We start from the raw sequence: 15,554 nt of genomic DNA on the forward strand, positions 1-15,554 counted from the left end.
ATCAAAACTTTGGCGTAGACGCTGAGCTTGCTCGCGTGAAAAGCGAAGCTTTTAATTACCTACCTATTTACCTGCTTACTCACCACTAAAAGCCTTAATAATTTCTTCTTTTCTAAAACAGTCATTACTGTGATCGTTAACCATACCGCAGGCTTGCATGTGTGCATAGACTGTTGTTGGGCCTAAAAACTTAAATCCTCGCTTTTTTAAGTCTTTAGCGAATGCAGTTGATTGTTCAGTTATAGCAGGGTAGTCCTCAATATTATTCAAGTGACTAACAAGCGGCCTATTACTCACAAATTGCCATTGATAATTGCTAAAGCTACCAAACTCTTTTTGAATACCGATAAAACATTTTGCGTTATTAACAGTTGCTGCAATTTTTAAACGGTTACGAACAATCTCTTTATTTAACATTAGACGCTCAATGTCATCTGATGTAAATTCAGCTACTTTTTTTACATCAAAATTAGCAAATGCCTTTTTATAACCTTGGCGTTTTTTTAATATGGTGTACCAACTCAACCCCGCCTGTGCTGATTCAAGAGTTATAAATTCGAATAGTTTTTGGTCATCATAAAGTGGCACCCCCCATTCTTCATCATGGTAAGTAACGTAGTCAGGTTTAGTCGTGTCTAGCCATGGACAACGGCATTCTATTTGTTCACTCATTATTATTCCTTAGCGTGCGTCATTTTTATGTCGCTTGTTTTTCTTATGTAACTTAATGATAAATATATAAATAAACTTTGGTACAAATTGTGCATTTAACTCTGTATCTACATTAGTTTGAGATTTGATTATGGCCCTTGCAAGCGTGCTAAAACCACAGTTTATTTCTGCAAATAAGTATAACCCATGTTTACTTCAAGAGGAGTACATTGGTGAGCTAAGTGATCTTCGTAAGCAGGCAAGTTGGCTTTCGCACTTGGTTGATACAATGCCCACAGGTGTTGTTGTACTTGATGGTAAAGGCATGGTTGCTAAAGCGAACCAAATTGCGATTGATATGCTTGGTGAACCACTTGAAGGTGAAAAGTGGTTTTATGTTATTCAGCGGTCTTTCAAACCACATCAAGATGATGGACACGAAGTATCATTAAAAGACGGGCGTTTAATTAAGCTCGACATTACCGCTTTGGCTCCAGAACCCGGACAACTTATTTTAATGACGGACTTAACTGAGACGCGACGTTTACAAAAACGTGTTGCACATATGCAGCGATTAAGTGCGCTGGGTAAAATGGTGGCGTCTCTTGCGCATCAAGTACGCACGCCTCTATCTGCAGCAATGCTTTATGCTGCTAACTTAGGCTCAAAGCGCTTGCCAGAAGCATCTCGCGATAATTTCCAAACTAAATTGATGTCACGATTAAAAGATTTAGAAACGCAGGTTAATGACATGCTGTTATTTGCTAAAAGCGGTGAGCAGCAAGTCGTTGAACAAGTCTCTATGCAGCAATTATTAACAGAAGTGAAAACCGGTGCTGATGCCATGGTCGCACTTAATGAAAGCGAGCTGGATGTAAGTCTTCCTGAACCAGATATTGTAATAGTGGGGAATAAGACAGCGCTAGCCAGTGCTGTTCAAAACCTTATTCACAATAGCATTCAAGTGATTGGTTCTGGGGCTAAAGTACATTTGAGTGCCGCGACTGATTTAGAAGATCACGACTTTGTGCGTATTAGTGTAAGCGATAATGGTCCCGGTATTGATTTAAGTCAGGCTGATAAAATGTTTGAACCCTTTTTACTACAAAAAGCCAAGGCACTGGTCTAGGGCTTGCTGTTGTAAGTTCGGTGGTTAATGCGCACCAAGGACGTGTTGACGTTAGTAACAATGCTCATGGTGGAGCTTGTTTTAGTTTACTGTTGCCAATACGCGCGACATCTAAATTAGAGGAATCATTATGAGTAATATTATTTTAGTCGTAGAAGATGATGCGGGGCTCCGTGAAGCTTTAATTGATACGCTGGAGATGTCAGGTATTGAATGCGTTTCAGCTAATAGCGCAGAGCAAGCGATGTTATTGCTTAAAAAAGAGCAATTTTCATTAGTCGTAAGTGATGTGCAAATGGGAACCATGAGTGGTTTGGACTTACTGCGAAGTATTAAATTAAATTATCCCGACTTACCTGTATTGATGATGACGGCCTATGCCACGATTGATGATGCTGTTGAAGCTATGCGTTTAGGTGCTATTGATTATATGGCTAAACCATTTGCACCTGAAGTGCTGCTAAATATGGTGAGTCGCTATTTGCCTGAAAAAGCGAAAGAGACAGATGGCCCTATTGTTGCCGACCCTAGTAGCATTCAATTACTCGAACTTGCAAGTAAAGTTGCACGCTCTGATGCGAGTGTAATGGTGCTCGGGCCTAGTGGTTCAGGTAAAGAAGTGCTCGCGCGTTATATTCACGATAAATCGAGTCGATGCAATGAACTCTTTGTTGCTATAAATTGTGCTGCGATCCCTGAAAATATGCTTGAGGCCACTTTATTTGGTTACGAAAAGGGGGCGTTTACAGGTGCTATTCAAGCATGCCCTGGTAAATTTGAACAAGCGCAAGGCGGAACAATTTTACTAGATGAAATCACTGAAATGGATTTAGGATTACAGGCAAAGCTACTACGAGTGCTACAAGAGCGGGAAGTAGAGCGTTTAGGTGCTCGTAAGACAATCCAACTAGATGTTCGTGTGTTAGCAACGAGTAATCGTGACTTAAAAGAAGCGGTCGCTAAGAACCAATTTAGAGAGGACTTATATTACCGACTTAATGTTTTTCCATTAATGTGGCGACCTCTTTGCCAGCGCCCTGGTGATATAATTATACTCGCAAAGCATTTAATAGAACGCCATATAAATAAAAGTAAAGAGCCTATGGCCTACTTAGATAAAGCAGCAGAGCAAAAACTACTTGCTCATGCATGGCCTGGTAATGTTCGTGAACTGGATAACGTAATTCAGCGAGCACTGATACTACGAAGTGGTAATACAATAAATGAACATGCTATTTTTATCGAAAACTCAGTAGCAAGCGATTTTGTAATTACACCAACTGAAGTGTTGGAAACAGTAACGGCAAACGAAGCTATAAATAGCTTAAGCACGGCATATTACGATGAAAAAGTGCCTATGGCTGGTGAGCCAAAGCAAGATTTACTTGCGGTTGACACGGGGAGCTATAAAGATGAACTTAAAGACAAAGAGCATAGTATTATTTTAGAAACATTAGCCCGCTGTCAAGGTAAGCGCAAAGATGTAGCAGAAACATTAGGTATTAGCCCTCGAACATTACGTTATAAGCTAGCGCAAATGCGCGATTTAGGTATTTCACTTCCTGCATAATCCCTCTAAACCCCAAATTTAATTAATTTAATTTGGGGTTGTCAAAACTCTGACTCATAAGTAATTCTTAACCATTTGTTTTTAAATGACTTTTAGTTGGCATGCTTTGTGCTTTGTTATATTTATAAGCTTAACTGCATTGTCAGAGAAAAATTATGAAAATTCAAAATAGCGCTGTCTTTCAAGAAATGCAATCAATGGCCCTTGAAGCTGGCCGTAGTAATCAAATTAATAAATTGCCAACTCAAGTACAGTCTACTTCTACTGCACAATTTGGCGATATGCTAAGTAATGCACTAAATACAGTGCATGAGTTACAACAAGATACAGGCCAAAAAGTAAAAGCAGTTGAAATGGGTGACCGAAGTGTATCGCTTGCTGAGGCGATGATTGCTTCTCAGAAATCTTCGGTTGCATTTGAAGCTACAGTACAGGTTCGTAATAAACTTGTAGAAGCTTACAAAGAAATCATGAACATGCCTGTCTAACTAGGTAGTGGAGAATTATCGTGGCGCAATCTAACCAATCTACAGACCTTGCACTTGCTGGTGGTGATATCGACCAAAGTGATAGTGATGATCAACAAGAACAGAAATCAGGCTATTTAAGTGCTTTAAATGGTACTGATGTATTACGCCAAGTGACACTGGTTATAGCTCTGGCTATTTGTTTGGCTATTGCCATTTTTATCATTATTTGGGCACGTCAGCCAGATATGCGCCCATTGGGTAAAATGCAAACAGAAGAGTTAATTCAAACCCTCGATTTTTTAGATGCACAAAAGATAGAATATCAACTTGATGGTAATGTCGTATCGGTTGATGAAAGTGAATATCAAAATATAAAATTATTAATGACTCGCGAAGGGTTAGACCAAGGACCTACTTCGGGATCAGATATTATCATGCAAGATATGGGGTTTGGGGTTAGTCAGCGCCTTGAACGTGAGCGCCTCAAACATGGTAGAGAGCAGCAATTAGCACGTACTATAGAAGAGCTTAATAATATTACTCGTGCGAAAGTATTGCTTGCGATACCAAAAGAGAACGTATTTGCGCGCAGAGAGAAAAGCCATCTGCCACCGTTGTGCTAACACTTAAACGTGGGCGCTCTCTTAATGGTGAAGAGATAGACTCTGTTGTTGATATGATTGCTTCAGCAGTACAAGGCTTAGAGCCAGCTAGGGTGACTGTTACAGATCAAAATGGTCGCTTATTAAATTCAGGTTCGCAAAGCTCATTAGCAGCACGTTCTCGTAAAGAGTACGACTTAGAACGTAAACGAGAACAAGAATATTTAGAAAAAATAGACAGCATTCTAATACCTGTCGTAGGGCTTGCAAATTACACAGCCCAAGTTGATTTAAGTATGGACTTTAGTGCGATAGAAGAAACACAAAAACGCTACAATCCAGATTTACCAGCAGTGAGAAGTGAAACCACATTTGAAGAAAATAACATAGGCGGTTTAGCCGTTGGTATTCCAGGTGCGCTTACGAATCAGCCTCCACTAAACTCGAATATTCCAGAAGTAGCAGGACAAGGTGGTGCAGGAACAGGTACTTCGCCAACTCGTAATCACAAAGAATCTACGCGAAACTATGAGCTTGATACTACTATTTCGCATAAACGCCAGCAAACGGGGGTAATACGTAGAATAAGTGTATCGGTTGCTGTTGATTATATTCCAAAAGTGGGTGAAAACGGCGAAACGACCATGACACCACGATCAGTGGAGGCATTGTCAAATATTCGTCGTTTATTACAAGGCGGTGTAGGGTTTGATATGCAGCGTGGCGATGCACTTGAAGTGGTAACAGTGCCATTTGTGCGTGAAACGACAGGTTTAGACCTTGAAGTCCCAATGTGGGAGCAAGATTGGTTTGTGAAGTATGTGCGTCTTGGTTTAGGTGCCTTAGTAATTATTGTTCTTATTATGGCCGTAGTTAAGCCAATGCTAAAACGTCTAATTTACCCAGATAATACTTTGGAAGAGTATGATGAAGATGCATTGAGTTCAGGGGTTGATATTGGTGACAGTACACTTGATATGCTAAATAAAGACTTTGATTCTGCTTCAATTGGCTTCTCTAGCGATGGTACACTACAGTTACCAGACCTACATGGTGACGAGGACTTATTAAAAGCAATTCGTGCCCTTGTAGCTAACGAACCAGAACTATCATCACAAGTAGTGAAAGCGTGGTTAACAGAAGATGACTGATCAAGAACAAAAACAACTGCCAACAGCATTTGATGTTGATAAGCTCGATGGTGTAGATAAAGCGGCTATATTACTTTTGAGTTTATCAGAAGAAGATGCGGCGCAAATACTCAAGCATTTAGAACCTAAACAGGTACAAAAAGTGGGTATGGCAATGGCGGGCTTAGATGACTTGTCTCAAGCTAAAATAAGTGCCGTGCATAATTTGTTTATTGAACAAATTCAGAGTTTTAGTACGATAGGCTTCCAATCAGAAGATTTTATCAAAAAAGCACTTACAGCTGCATTGGGTGAAGATAAAGCAGCCAGCCTTATTGACCAAATTGTTATGGGATCAGGCGCTAAGGGACTTGATTCTCTTAAGTGGATGGACTCTAAGCAGGTAGCGAATATTATTCGTAATGAGCATCCGCAAATTCAAACTATCGTTTTATCTTATTTAGAGCCAGAGCAGTCTGCTGAAATATTGGCACAGTTTCCTGAAAAAGTACGTTTAGATTTAACTATGCGTATTGCTAATCTTGAAGAAGTGCAACCAGCGGCATTGCAAGAGCTCAATGAGATTATGGAAAAACAATTTGCAGGTCAAGCGGGTGCGCAAGCAGCTAAAATGGGCGGTTTAAAAGCTGCAGCTGATATTATGAACTACCTTGATACAAATGTAGAAGGGCAGTTAATGGACTCTATTCGTGAGCACGATGAAGAGATGTCACAGCAAATTCAAGACTTAATGTTCGTATTTGAAAACTTAATGGATGTTGAAGACCGTGGCATTCAAGCAATTTTGCGTGAAGTACAACAAGATGTACTTATGAAAGCGATTAAAGGCACAGACGATGCTCTTAAAGAGAAAATATTAGGTAACATGTCTAAACGTGCAGCAGAAATGCTTGCTGATGATTTAGAAGCAATGGCACCTGTAAGAATTAGTGAAGTTGAAGCTGCGCAAAAAGAAATTTTATCAACTGCACGTCGTTTATCTGATTCTGGCGAGATTCAGCTAGGTGGCGGTGGTGGTGAGGAGTTCCTGTAAAGCATGAGTAAGTTAAAAGGTCGTCCACTCAATGCAGAAGAAGCAGATGAATTATTAAGAAACTGGTCGGTGCCCAATATGGCTCCGGACGAAAGAAGTTTTGGAGATCGTTCAACTGCTTTTGGCACACCACTTTCGGATTTATACAAAAAAGAAATGGCCGAAGAGGTACCTGTAGAGGAACCGCAGGAACCAGAATTACCTTCTATTACTATGGCTGAACTTGAGCGAATTCGACAAGATGCTTATGAAGAAGGTCTTAAACAAGGGCATGAGCAAGGTTATATTGATGGTTTTGATAAAGGCGTTACAGAGGGAAAAGAGGCCGGTTATAAAGAGGGGCTTGAACTAGGTAAAACTCAAGGTCATGAAGATGTAAAACCATTAATTGAAGAAAAACTCACGGGTTTGCGTAGCATATTAGATAATTTAACTACTCCTTTGAATAAAGTGGATGAACAAGTTGAAAAACAATTAGTCCAATTGACAGTAATGCTTGCTGAAGCAATAATTTATCAAGAAGTAAAAACCTCTCCTGATGTTATTTTACATACACTTAAACTAAGTATAGATTCGCTTAATGCTGAGCAAGAAAAGGTACGTATACATTTACACCCAGAAGATTTAGAACTCATAAAAAACAGCTATGGAGAACAAACCATCGCAGATAATAATTGGCAACTAATCGCTGAACCTACACTTGAACGTGGCGGTTGCGAGGTTAAAACAGCCCAATCCTCACTCGATATGACCTTGAAAACTCGCGTCAAAGAAACATTGGATAGTTTTTTGCATAATAGTGGTATCTAACTACTTTATTGGCATGTCATGTCTGAACAATGTGCATCTTTAAGCGAACGCTTATCTCAATATAAACAGCATATTAATACACCAGCCCTCGCGGTAGCGGGTATCTTAACACGTGTCGTAGGCCTCACTCTTGAAGCAAAAGGTTTACGTGCACCTGTTGGAAGCCAATGCAAAATAGAAACTATGAATGGTTTTGTTGATGCCGAAATAGTAGGTTTTAATGAGCAAACTCTTTACCTAATGCCTAATGATCATATTTCAGGAGTATTACCTGGTGCTCGAGTGATCCCTCAGGTCAATAACTTAGGTTTACCTGTTGGAATGAGTTTGTTAGGCCGCGTTGTTGATGGATTAGGTCGCCCACTTGATGGTCTTGGTAAAATAAATGCGGAGCATTATTTAAAATTTGCACAAAATACTATAAACCCACTTTCTCGACGTCCGATAAGCCAGCCTATGGATGTGGGAGTGCGTGCTATAAATTCGGTCATTACTGTAGGTCAAGGCCAGCGCATGGGCTTGTTTGCAGGTTCTGGTGTCGGTAAGTCGGTGCTTTTAGGTATGATGACACGCGGCAGTGAGGCGGATGTTATTGTTGTTGGACTAGTAGGTGAACGTGGCCGAGAAGTAAAAGAATTTATTGAAGAGATTCTTGGTGTAGAAGGGAGAAAACGTTCAGTTGTTGTTGCTGCACCGGCTGATTCATCTCCTCTTATGCGTTTAAAAGGCTGTGAAAGTGCTGTAACAATTGCTGAGTATTTTCGTGATCAAGGTTTAAATGTATTGTTGCTACTAGATTCAATTACTCGATATGCAATGGCACAACGTGAAATTGCACTTGCTGTTGGCGAGCCTCCAGCTACAAAAGGTTATCCGCCATCAGTGTTTGCTAAATTACCGGCGCTGGTGGAACGCGCGGGTAACGGCGGGGAAGGGCAGGGATCAATTACTGCTTTTTTCACAGTATTAAGTGAAGGTGATGATATGCAGGATCCCATTGCTGATGCTGCACGGGCTATTTTAGATGGTCATATTGTACTTTCCCGTGATTTAGCTGACAGTGGTCATTATCCGGCAATTGATATTGAAAAGTCGATTTCACGAGTGATGCCTCAAGTTGTCTCACAAAAGCATATGCAACAAGCTCGTGTGCTTAAGCAGGTATATTCTATGTATCAGCAAAATAAAGATATGATCACTTTAGGCGCTTATCAAAAAGGCACTGACCAAATGCTTGATCAAGCTATTAATATGATGCCCAGAGTTAATACTTTTTTACAGCAGGGTATGCGTGATGTGATTAGTTACGATGATGGCTTACAAGGCTTAGCACAACTATTAGGACAAGCATAATGGCTAAGAATAAGCTGCATATGTTGCTCAAACTTGAAAATGACAAAGAAGAAAACTTACGCATGAGTTACCTACAAGCAAATCAGAATTTGCAGGCCAATCAACAAAAATTACAAGGTCTGAATGATTTTCGAATGGAATACATGCAACAGTTACATGTAAAAGGCCAGTCAGGTTTATCAAGTGCAGGATTTAGTCAATATCATGCTTTTATAGCAAAAATAGAAGAAGCAATTCGCCAACAGGCGAGTACAGTTAATACGGCTAAGCAAGTAGTCAGTCAACGAAAAGCAATTTGGTTAAAGCAACAAATTAAAGCTAAAGCTGTTGCTAAGTTAATTGAAAACCAAAAATTAAAAGCAGATGTGCTTATTGCGAAAAGTGAGCAAAAAATGTTAGATGAGTTTTCATCCAACCAATTTTTTCAGCGTCGTAAAGTTTTATAAATTAGGCACGTAAATTGCTTTATTTAGGCAGTCTTTAATTTTTGGCAATATGCGGTGGCGTGTTGCCGCAATAATGTTAGGTGGTTTATGGTGATGAATGATATTTCTAGTTTGGTTGCGTCTGAGCAAGATTCTTATTTAGCCTCTAAAGACAATCGTTTAGCTAAAGATAAAGAAAGCAATGACACCGAGTTTCTAAATCAGTTACACAGTGCGCATAATTCAATTGAAGCGGCAAGTAAACGTAGCTCTTCAGGTGATGCGAAAGATTCGATTCGTGCCGCTGAGCCTAAACAGGCCAAAACCGATATTGTAGAAAATGAGCAAGAAAACCAAGATAATACTAATTTATCTGGAGATAGTATGCTGGCTCAAATTAACTCTGCACAAGCTATTGATATATCAGTTAAAAAACACTCTGAACAGAGTTCTGATACTATTGATACTGATTTAGATAAAACTAAAAGTAAATCCGCTGATAATATAATTTCAAGTGCATCACAAAACATCGGGCAAAAGGCCGCTGAACAAAAAAGCACTGAATCGCAAGCTACTGACAAAGGTACTAGCGATGCTCCAGCATTAAATAAAAGTAATATAAATAAAGGTTTTGCCGCAGAGAAGCTTGATGAGCAATTAAATCCAGTCGTTGATAAAAATGAACACGATAAAGAGGGGCCTATTATAGATAAACCAGGCGTCGCCAAACGTGTTGCTGCTGATGAATCACAAATTAAACCTGCCTTGGTAGACAACAAGCAAACGCCAAAAGGTGAGATCACGAATACTCAACGTGTAAGTAATGTGGATTCTCAAAGCAGTAACAGTGCTGCAGTTGAAACGTTGTTAAGTAAAGATGATAGTGCAATAAAGTTAGATAAAATATTGTCAAGTTTGACTCCTGAGCAGCGTGAACAATTAATTACTCAATCTCAAACCGTAAATAAATCAACTAACAATGATAATATTACGGCTTTAAAACAAATGCTTAATGCGTTTGTGACTGAAAATAATAAACCACAAGCTTTAGTACCTAAACAATCTTTTAATGCAGAAATTAGCGCGTTAACGACGACTGAAAAACAAGCGTTATTGTCTCAGTTAACAACTTATATTAAAACCGAACAGCCACAAGGTGCTCAGTTAACTTATCTCAAAGAAGCGGTAAGTGTGCTTGAAACATCAATCAATTTAGAACAACCAAATAATAAAATAACTACTTTTGTTGCAGGTGAAACTCCAAATACTGTTTACAATCCGCAGAAGCAGAGTGTGAAATCGACAATAAATGAAAATAGTATTCCGCCAGACCAATTAGCTGAGGCGGACGATGATTTGATAAAACAACTAGACATGATTCAAAAAAATGGCTCTAAAATCAATAATGCAGAACAGCTAACCCCGCGTTCTATGCAGCTATTTACACAAATCACAGGCGCACTTGATACCTTGCAAAGGGGCGGATTAAGTAATTACGATACTTTAGGCTATGAACAAGCAATACTAGATACGCAAGTGTTGCAATCTCAACAATTACAAAGCACTGCGCAAGGTAAGCAAATGAGTATTGATCCGGGTGTTATGCAGGCGGTTAATATTATTAAAAGTGATGCCGCTAAGCTCTTGCAAGAGCGCGTCAGTTCAATGCTAAGTATTAACAATAAAGAAGCTGAAATACGCTTAGATCCACCTGAAATGGGCAGTATGCAAATACGTATTAGAAGTGATGCTGAGCAAGCCCAAATTAATTTTGTAGTACAAAATCAGCAAGCAAAAGAGGCGTTAGAACAATCATTACCTCGTTTGCGTGAAATGCTCGCACAACAAGGTATTGAATTAGGCGATAGCAGTATTTCATATGGCGATTCTAAGAACGAAACCACAGAACAAAATGACGATGATTCAAAAAACGGTTTGGTTAATAAAAATATCATTAACGAAGAAAATGCCGATTCAGGAGAGGCTCAACTACAAAGTTCTCGACAACAAACTTCATCAGCAATAGATTACTATGCCTAAGTACTGCTATTATAATAACTAAAACAAGTAAGTACCTTTGCAAATAAAGGAAATACAATGGCTGAAGACACTAATTTAGAAATTGAAGAAACAGGTAAAAGTAAAAAGAAGCTGATAATTATTATTGTTGCCGTTGTACTTGTTGTTGGTGCCGCCGCAGGTTATTTTTTAATGTCAGGTTCTGATGAGGTCCCAGCAGAAACGTTAGATGAAGAAACAGCCATAGTGGCTGAGGCTCCTGTTGCTTCTGGCTCATCTGCTTCGATTGGCAGTGCACTGTATGTTGCTATGCCCAGACCTTTTGTATTTAATGTACCAGGTTCAAGTCGTGATAGGATTGTACAAATTAAAGTGCAGTTATTGGTACGTGGTGAAGTCAATGAAGAAACTGCAAAAAAACATATCCCACTTATAGAAGGCACGTTATTAAGTGTATTTTCTACAACTACAGCTGATGAATTAAGTACGAGTGCAGGAAAAGAAACATTGCGTTTTTCTGCGCTTGAAAAAGTACAAACAGCTTTAGCTGGCGTTGAAGGTAGTAAAGTAATTGAGCGGGTTTTGTTTACCGGCTTTGTGATGCAATAAGGGGTTAGCGTGAGCGATTTATTATCCCAAGACGAAATTGATGCGTTATTACACGGTGTTGATGATGTCGAAGAGGAAGAGCACGATAGTGAAGACGGCGGAGGTAGTACACTTCAGTACGACTTTTCTTCGCAGGATCGAATCGTGCGTGGTCGCATGCCGACACTTGAAATTGTTAACGAACGTTTTGCTAGGCATATGCGAATTAGCCTATTTAACATGATGCGCCGTACTGCTGAAGTATCGATAAATGGTGTGCAAATGATTAAATTTGGTGAATATATTCACACCCTTTTTGTACCTACCAGCTTAAATATGGTCCGCTTTCGACCGCTAAAAGGCACCGGACTAATCACCATGGAAGCACGACTTGTGTTTATTTTGGTTGATAACTTTTTTGGTGGCGATGGACGTTATCATGCAAAAATAGAAGGCCGCGAGTTCACACCAACAGAACGTCGTATAGTACAAATGCTACTTAAAATAATCTTTGAAGATTACAAAGAAGCATGGGCGCCTGTCATGGATGTATCTTTTGAATACCTCGACTCAGAGGTCAATCCTGCCATGGCTAATATTGTGAGCCCCACAGAGGTTGTAGTTATTAGCTCTTTTCATATTGAGCTTGATGGTGGTGGTGGTGATTTTCACATAGCATTACCTTACTCGATGCTTGAGCCAATCAGAGAGCTGTTAGATGCAGGTGTGCAGTCGGATACTGAAGATACTGATTTACGATGGAGTAAAGCGCTTCGCGATGAGATTATGGATGTAGAAGTTGGATTATCAACTCAATTACTTGAAGTTGATTTGTCTTTAAAGCAAATAATGGAACTCAAAGCAGGCGATATAATCCCTGTTGAAATGCCTGAGCACATTACAGTATTTGTCGAAGAGTTACCTACATTCAGAGCCAAAATGGGCCGCTCTCGTGATAGTGTTGCCCTACAGATTAGCGAAAAAATTAAACGACCTGATTCAGTTAAATCTGAGCTGCATGTATTTACCAAAGGCGGCAAGAAAATTGACTCAGATGCAGAATTAGCAGAATTAGAGGATGATTTACACCTTTCTGATGGTGTAGATTTAGACTGGTAATTGATTAAAAGGTTAAAAGTATGAGTGATGATCAAGATACTATGGACGAGTGGGCTGCTGCGCTTGCAGAAGCCGATACCCCAGATGAAGGTGCTGAGGCGCATGTTGCGGAATTAGACGAGTTAAGTGATTCAAAGCACGAAATCAGCGGCGATGAAAAACGTAAACTCGATACGATTTTAGACATACCAGTTACCATTTCTATGGAAGTTGGCCGTTCTAAAATAAATATTCGTAATTTACTGCAGCTTAACCAAGGATCAGTTGTTGAGCTTGATCGTGTTGCGGGTGAGCCATTGGATGTTTTGGTTAATGGCACTTTGATTGCTCATGGAGAGGTTGTTGTAGTAAATGACAAGTTTGGTATTCGCTTAACTGATGTAATAAGCCAAATAGAGCGGATCAAAAAACTACGATGAGCTTATTAGTTGCTTTAACCAGTTCCTTTTTTCAAAAGCAGATGTGGCAACACCAACTGGAGATATACTCTCTATGGTGCTGTCACTAGTAATGGTGCTAGTACTTATCATCGTGCTGGCATTTTTTGTAAAGAAGCTTAATCCAAATCTAGCAAACAGCGATGAGTTTAAAGTAGTCAGAAGCCTACCTTTGGGTTCTCGTGAGCGTTTAATGGTTGTTGAAATAGACAATGCGCAGCATTTGCTTGGTGTAACGCCTCACAGTATTAATTACTTACACAAGTTAGAAACCCCATTAAGTGAAAAAGAACTTCCTGAACTAGCTAAACGATTTGGTAAACTTTTAAATCCGCAATCAAACCAAAATAAAAAGAATTAGACCTATGACAAAGTGGCTGCTTATTATTTTCGCCATGGTATTTGTACCAAGTGTCAGTGCTGAGGGTATTGATGCGCTAACCATTACAACAAACGCCGATGGCACACAAGATTACTCAGTAACGTTACAAGTTTTAGCGATTATGACGGCGCTGAGTTTTATACCAGCCGCTATAATCATGATGACCTCATTTACACGTATTATTGTTGTGCTTGCTATTTTACGCCAAGCAATTGGTTTGCAGCAAACACCGTCGAATCAAGTGTTACTAGGCATGTCGCTTTTTTTAAGTATTTTTATAATGTCTCCTATTTACCAGCAGGTAAATGAAAGAGCTATAGAGCCTTACTTAAATGAACAAGTAACGTCAATACAAGCACTTGAGCTTGCAAAAGAACCAATGAAAACATTTATGCTGTCTCAGGTCCGGCTAAAGGATTTGGAAACGTTTGCTAAAATAGCTGGTTACGATCAATTAGATTCTCCAGAAGCAACGCCATTAATCGTATTGATACCCGCGTTTGTGACTAGCGAATTACAAACTGCATTTATAATTGGTTTTATGTTCTTTATTCCATTTTTAATTGTTGATTTAGTTGTTGCCTCGGTATTAATGGCGATGGGTATGATGATGCTATCGCCTATGATTGTGTCCTTACCATTTAAAATCATGTTATTCGTGCTTGTTGATGGTTGGAGTTTAGTGATGGGTACCTTAGCAAAAAGCTTTGGTTTGGGAACTTAGTATGCAAAGTATTAATGTAATTCAACAATAGGGGGACAACATGGAACCGGAAATTTTTGTTGATATTCTAAGTGATGCACTGTTTTTAGTAATAAAACTAGTGTCCGCAATTGTGGTTCCTGGGCTACTTGTTGGATTAGTGGTTGCTGTGTTTCAAGCTGCAACATCGATCAATGAACAAACTTTAAGCTTTTTACCTCGTTTATTAATTACTATCAGTGCATTAATTGTAGGGGGACATTGGTTGACTCAAGAGTTAATGGATTTTTTACTAGGATTGTATTAATTATTCCCGAAATAGCAGGATAGTAATGGAACTTCCGTTTGCCGTTATTATTCAGTGGTTGAGTGACTTTCTGTTGCCATTAGTTCGCATTAGTTCCATGATTATGATTATGGCTGGCCTTGGCGCTAAAAATGTCCCCACGCGAATAAAAATGGGACTGGCCGTCGTAGTTACTTTTATTGCTGCACCAACACTTCCTTCAGCTACTTTTACTAACTTATTTTCGTTTGAAATGATTTTAGTAGTTATTCAACAAATGTTGATTGGTGTCGCTATTGGCTTTGCTTCGACTTTACTACTTAATACTTTTGTATTGGCTGGGCAAATATTGGCTATGCAAACAGGTCTAGGATTTGCTTCTGTTGTTGACCCCTCAAATGGTATGAGCGTGCCAGCTGTTGGTCAATTTTATCTCATTTTAGCAACATTACTATTTTTTGTATTCAATGGTCATTTAATGATGATACAAATGGTAATACACAGTTTTAAAGTATTACCTATTGATGGTAACTGGTGGGCGGTTGATCATTATTGGGACATAGTGACATGGGGAGGCTGGATGTTTACTACCGCGCTGGTACTTTCATTGGCTCCTTTGACGGCTATGTTAGTAATTAACATATCATTTGGTATTATGACGCGCGCTGCGCCACAGTTAAATATTTTTGCAATTGGCTTTCCATTTACTCTAGTAGCAGGGCTTGTCATTATCTGGGCAACGTTAGGTAACTTTATTATTCAGTTTGAGTTTCAATGGTTAAAAATGATTGAATTAATGTGCATTTTAGTTGGCTGTTAACCATAG

The 15,554-nt window shown here is 39.3% G+C and carries 14 protein-coding genes and 3 pseudogenes; 16 read left to right on the top strand and 1 reads right to left on the bottom strand.

Going from position 1 to position 15,554, the window contains the following annotated elements:
* Positions 1-75: 75 nt before the first annotated feature.
* Positions 76-672 (bottom strand): DNA-3-methyladenine glycosylase I, encoded by a 597-nt coding sequence (locus P4S65_RS08900; protein WP_337119981.1) that lies wholly within the window; start codon positions 670-672, stop codon positions 76-78.
* A 130-nt stretch (positions 673-802) separates the two neighbouring features.
* Between P4S65_RS08900 and P4S65_RS08905 the strand changes: the two are divergent.
* From P4S65_RS08905 to fliR, 16 genes and pseudogenes are all read left to right on the top strand, one after another.
* Positions 803-1,914, top strand: a pseudogene (locus tag P4S65_RS08905) (sensor histidine kinase).
* Positions 1,911-3,350: a sigma-54-dependent transcriptional regulator gene (locus P4S65_RS08910; RefSeq protein WP_337119982.1), complete on the top strand. Its 1,440-nt coding sequence runs from the start codon at positions 1,911-1,913 to the stop codon at positions 3,348-3,350. Before P4S65_RS08905 ends, P4S65_RS08910 begins: the two are co-directional and overlap by 4 nt.
* Positions 3,351-3,505: 155 nt before the next feature.
* The gene (fliE, locus tag P4S65_RS08915; RefSeq protein WP_008136717.1) at positions 3,506-3,838 is read left to right on the top strand and encodes a flagellar hook-basal body complex protein FliE; all 333 of its coding nucleotides are present in this window, start codon (positions 3,506-3,508) and stop codon (positions 3,836-3,838) included.
* 20 nt (positions 3,839-3,858) lie between these two features.
* Positions 3,859-5,573 (top strand): annotated as a pseudogene (fliF, locus tag P4S65_RS08920) (flagellar basal-body MS-ring/collar protein FliF).
* Positions 5,566-6,606, top strand: coding sequence for a flagellar motor switch protein FliG (gene fliG, locus P4S65_RS08925; protein WP_007377960.1), 1,041 nt, complete (start codon positions 5,566-5,568; stop codon positions 6,604-6,606). The pseudogene fliF and the gene fliG overlap by 8 nt, the downstream one beginning before the upstream one ends.
* Before the next feature lie 3 nt (positions 6,607-6,609).
* Positions 6,610-7,416, top strand: coding sequence for a flagellar assembly protein FliH (gene fliH / locus P4S65_RS08930; RefSeq protein WP_337119983.1), 807 nt, complete (start codon positions 6,610-6,612; stop codon positions 7,414-7,416).
* A gap of 18 nt (positions 7,417-7,434) precedes the next feature.
* Positions 7,435-8,769, top strand: a complete 1,335-nt coding sequence (gene fliI, locus P4S65_RS08935; protein WP_337119984.1) for a flagellar protein export ATPase FliI — start codon at positions 7,435-7,437, stop codon at positions 8,767-8,769.
* Complete coding sequence (gene fliJ, locus P4S65_RS08940; RefSeq protein WP_337119985.1) at positions 8,769-9,215, top strand: flagellar export protein FliJ; 447 nt, start codon at positions 8,769-8,771, stop codon at positions 9,213-9,215. Before fliI ends, fliJ begins: the two co-directional genes overlap by 1 nt.
* 93 nt (positions 9,216-9,308) lie before the next feature.
* Positions 9,309-11,234, top strand: coding sequence for a flagellar hook-length control protein FliK (locus P4S65_RS08945; RefSeq protein WP_442961876.1), 1,926 nt, complete (start codon positions 9,309-9,311; stop codon positions 11,232-11,234).
* 57 nt (positions 11,235-11,291) lie between these two features.
* Positions 11,292-11,822, top strand: coding sequence for a flagellar basal body-associated protein FliL (fliL, locus tag P4S65_RS08950; RefSeq protein WP_033031477.1), 531 nt, complete (start codon positions 11,292-11,294; stop codon positions 11,820-11,822).
* A gap of 9 nt (positions 11,823-11,831) precedes the next feature.
* Positions 11,832-12,920, top strand: coding sequence for a flagellar motor switch protein FliM (gene fliM / locus P4S65_RS08955; RefSeq protein ID WP_007377954.1), 1,089 nt, complete (start codon positions 11,832-11,834; stop codon positions 12,918-12,920).
* Between the two features lie 20 nt (positions 12,921-12,940).
* Entirely contained in the window at positions 12,941-13,339 is a 399-nt protein-coding gene (gene fliN / locus P4S65_RS08960; protein ID WP_007377953.1) for a flagellar motor switch protein FliN, read from the top strand.
* Positions 13,340-13,412: 73 nt separating this feature from the next.
* Positions 13,413-13,718 carry a flagellar biosynthetic protein FliO gene (gene fliO / locus P4S65_RS08965; RefSeq protein ID WP_337120749.1) on the top strand — a complete coding sequence of 102 codons (306 nt, stop codon included), beginning with the start codon at positions 13,413-13,415 and terminating at the stop codon, positions 13,716-13,718.
* 4 nt (positions 13,719-13,722) lie between these two features.
* Entirely contained in the window at positions 13,723-14,463 is a 741-nt protein-coding gene (gene fliP / locus P4S65_RS08970; RefSeq protein ID WP_008136725.1) for a flagellar type III secretion system pore protein FliP, read from the top strand.
* Between the two features lie 40 nt (positions 14,464-14,503).
* Positions 14,504-14,772 (top strand): annotated as a pseudogene (locus P4S65_RS08975) (flagellar biosynthetic protein FliQ).
* 2 nt (positions 14,773-14,774) lie between these two features.
* Complete coding sequence (gene fliR / locus P4S65_RS08980) at positions 14,775-15,548, top strand: flagellar biosynthetic protein FliR (protein ID WP_033015905.1); 774 nt, start codon at positions 14,775-14,777, stop codon at positions 15,546-15,548.
* Positions 15,549-15,554 lie beyond the last annotated feature (6 nt).

Source organism: Pseudoalteromonas sp. B131b, from assembly GCF_037162545.1.
Lineage (GTDB): Bacteria > Pseudomonadota > Gammaproteobacteria > Enterobacterales > Alteromonadaceae > Pseudoalteromonas > Pseudoalteromonas fuliginea.

Excerpts from the sequence above, each read along its gene's own strand:
- fliI (WP_337119984.1), top strand. The coding sequence starts at position 7,435 with ATGTCTGAACAATGTGCATCTTTAAGCGAACGCTTATCTCAATATAAA.
- fliJ (WP_337119985.1), top strand. The coding sequence starts at position 8,769 with ATGGCTAAGAATAAGCTGCATATGTTGCTCAAACTTGAAAATGACAAA.
- fliG (WP_007377960.1), top strand. The coding sequence starts at position 5,566 with ATGACTGATCAAGAACAAAAACAACTGCCAACAGCATTTGATGTTGAT.
- fliE (WP_008136717.1), top strand. The coding sequence starts at position 3,506 with ATGAAAATTCAAAATAGCGCTGTCTTTCAAGAAATGCAATCAATGGCC.
- fliH (WP_337119983.1), top strand. The coding sequence starts at position 6,610 with ATGAGTAAGTTAAAAGGTCGTCCACTCAATGCAGAAGAAGCAGATGAA.
- fliP (WP_008136725.1), top strand. The coding sequence starts at position 13,723 with ATGACAAAGTGGCTGCTTATTATTTTCGCCATGGTATTTGTACCAAGT.
- fliO (WP_337120749.1), top strand. The coding sequence starts at position 13,413 with ATGGTGCTGTCACTAGTAATGGTGCTAGTACTTATCATCGTGCTGGCA.
- fliL (WP_033031477.1), top strand. The coding sequence starts at position 11,292 with ATGGCTGAAGACACTAATTTAGAAATTGAAGAAACAGGTAAAAGTAAA.
- P4S65_RS08900 (WP_337119981.1), bottom strand. The coding sequence starts at position 672 with ATGAGTGAACAAATAGAATGCCGTTGTCCATGGCTAGACACGACTAAA.
- P4S65_RS08945 (WP_442961876.1), top strand. The coding sequence starts at position 9,309 with ATGAATGATATTTCTAGTTTGGTTGCGTCTGAGCAAGATTCTTATTTA.
- fliN (WP_007377953.1), top strand. The coding sequence starts at position 12,941 with ATGAGTGATGATCAAGATACTATGGACGAGTGGGCTGCTGCGCTTGCA.
- P4S65_RS08910 (WP_337119982.1), top strand. The coding sequence starts at position 1,911 with ATGAGTAATATTATTTTAGTCGTAGAAGATGATGCGGGGCTCCGTGAA.
- fliR (WP_033015905.1), top strand. The coding sequence starts at position 14,775 with ATGGAACTTCCGTTTGCCGTTATTATTCAGTGGTTGAGTGACTTTCTG.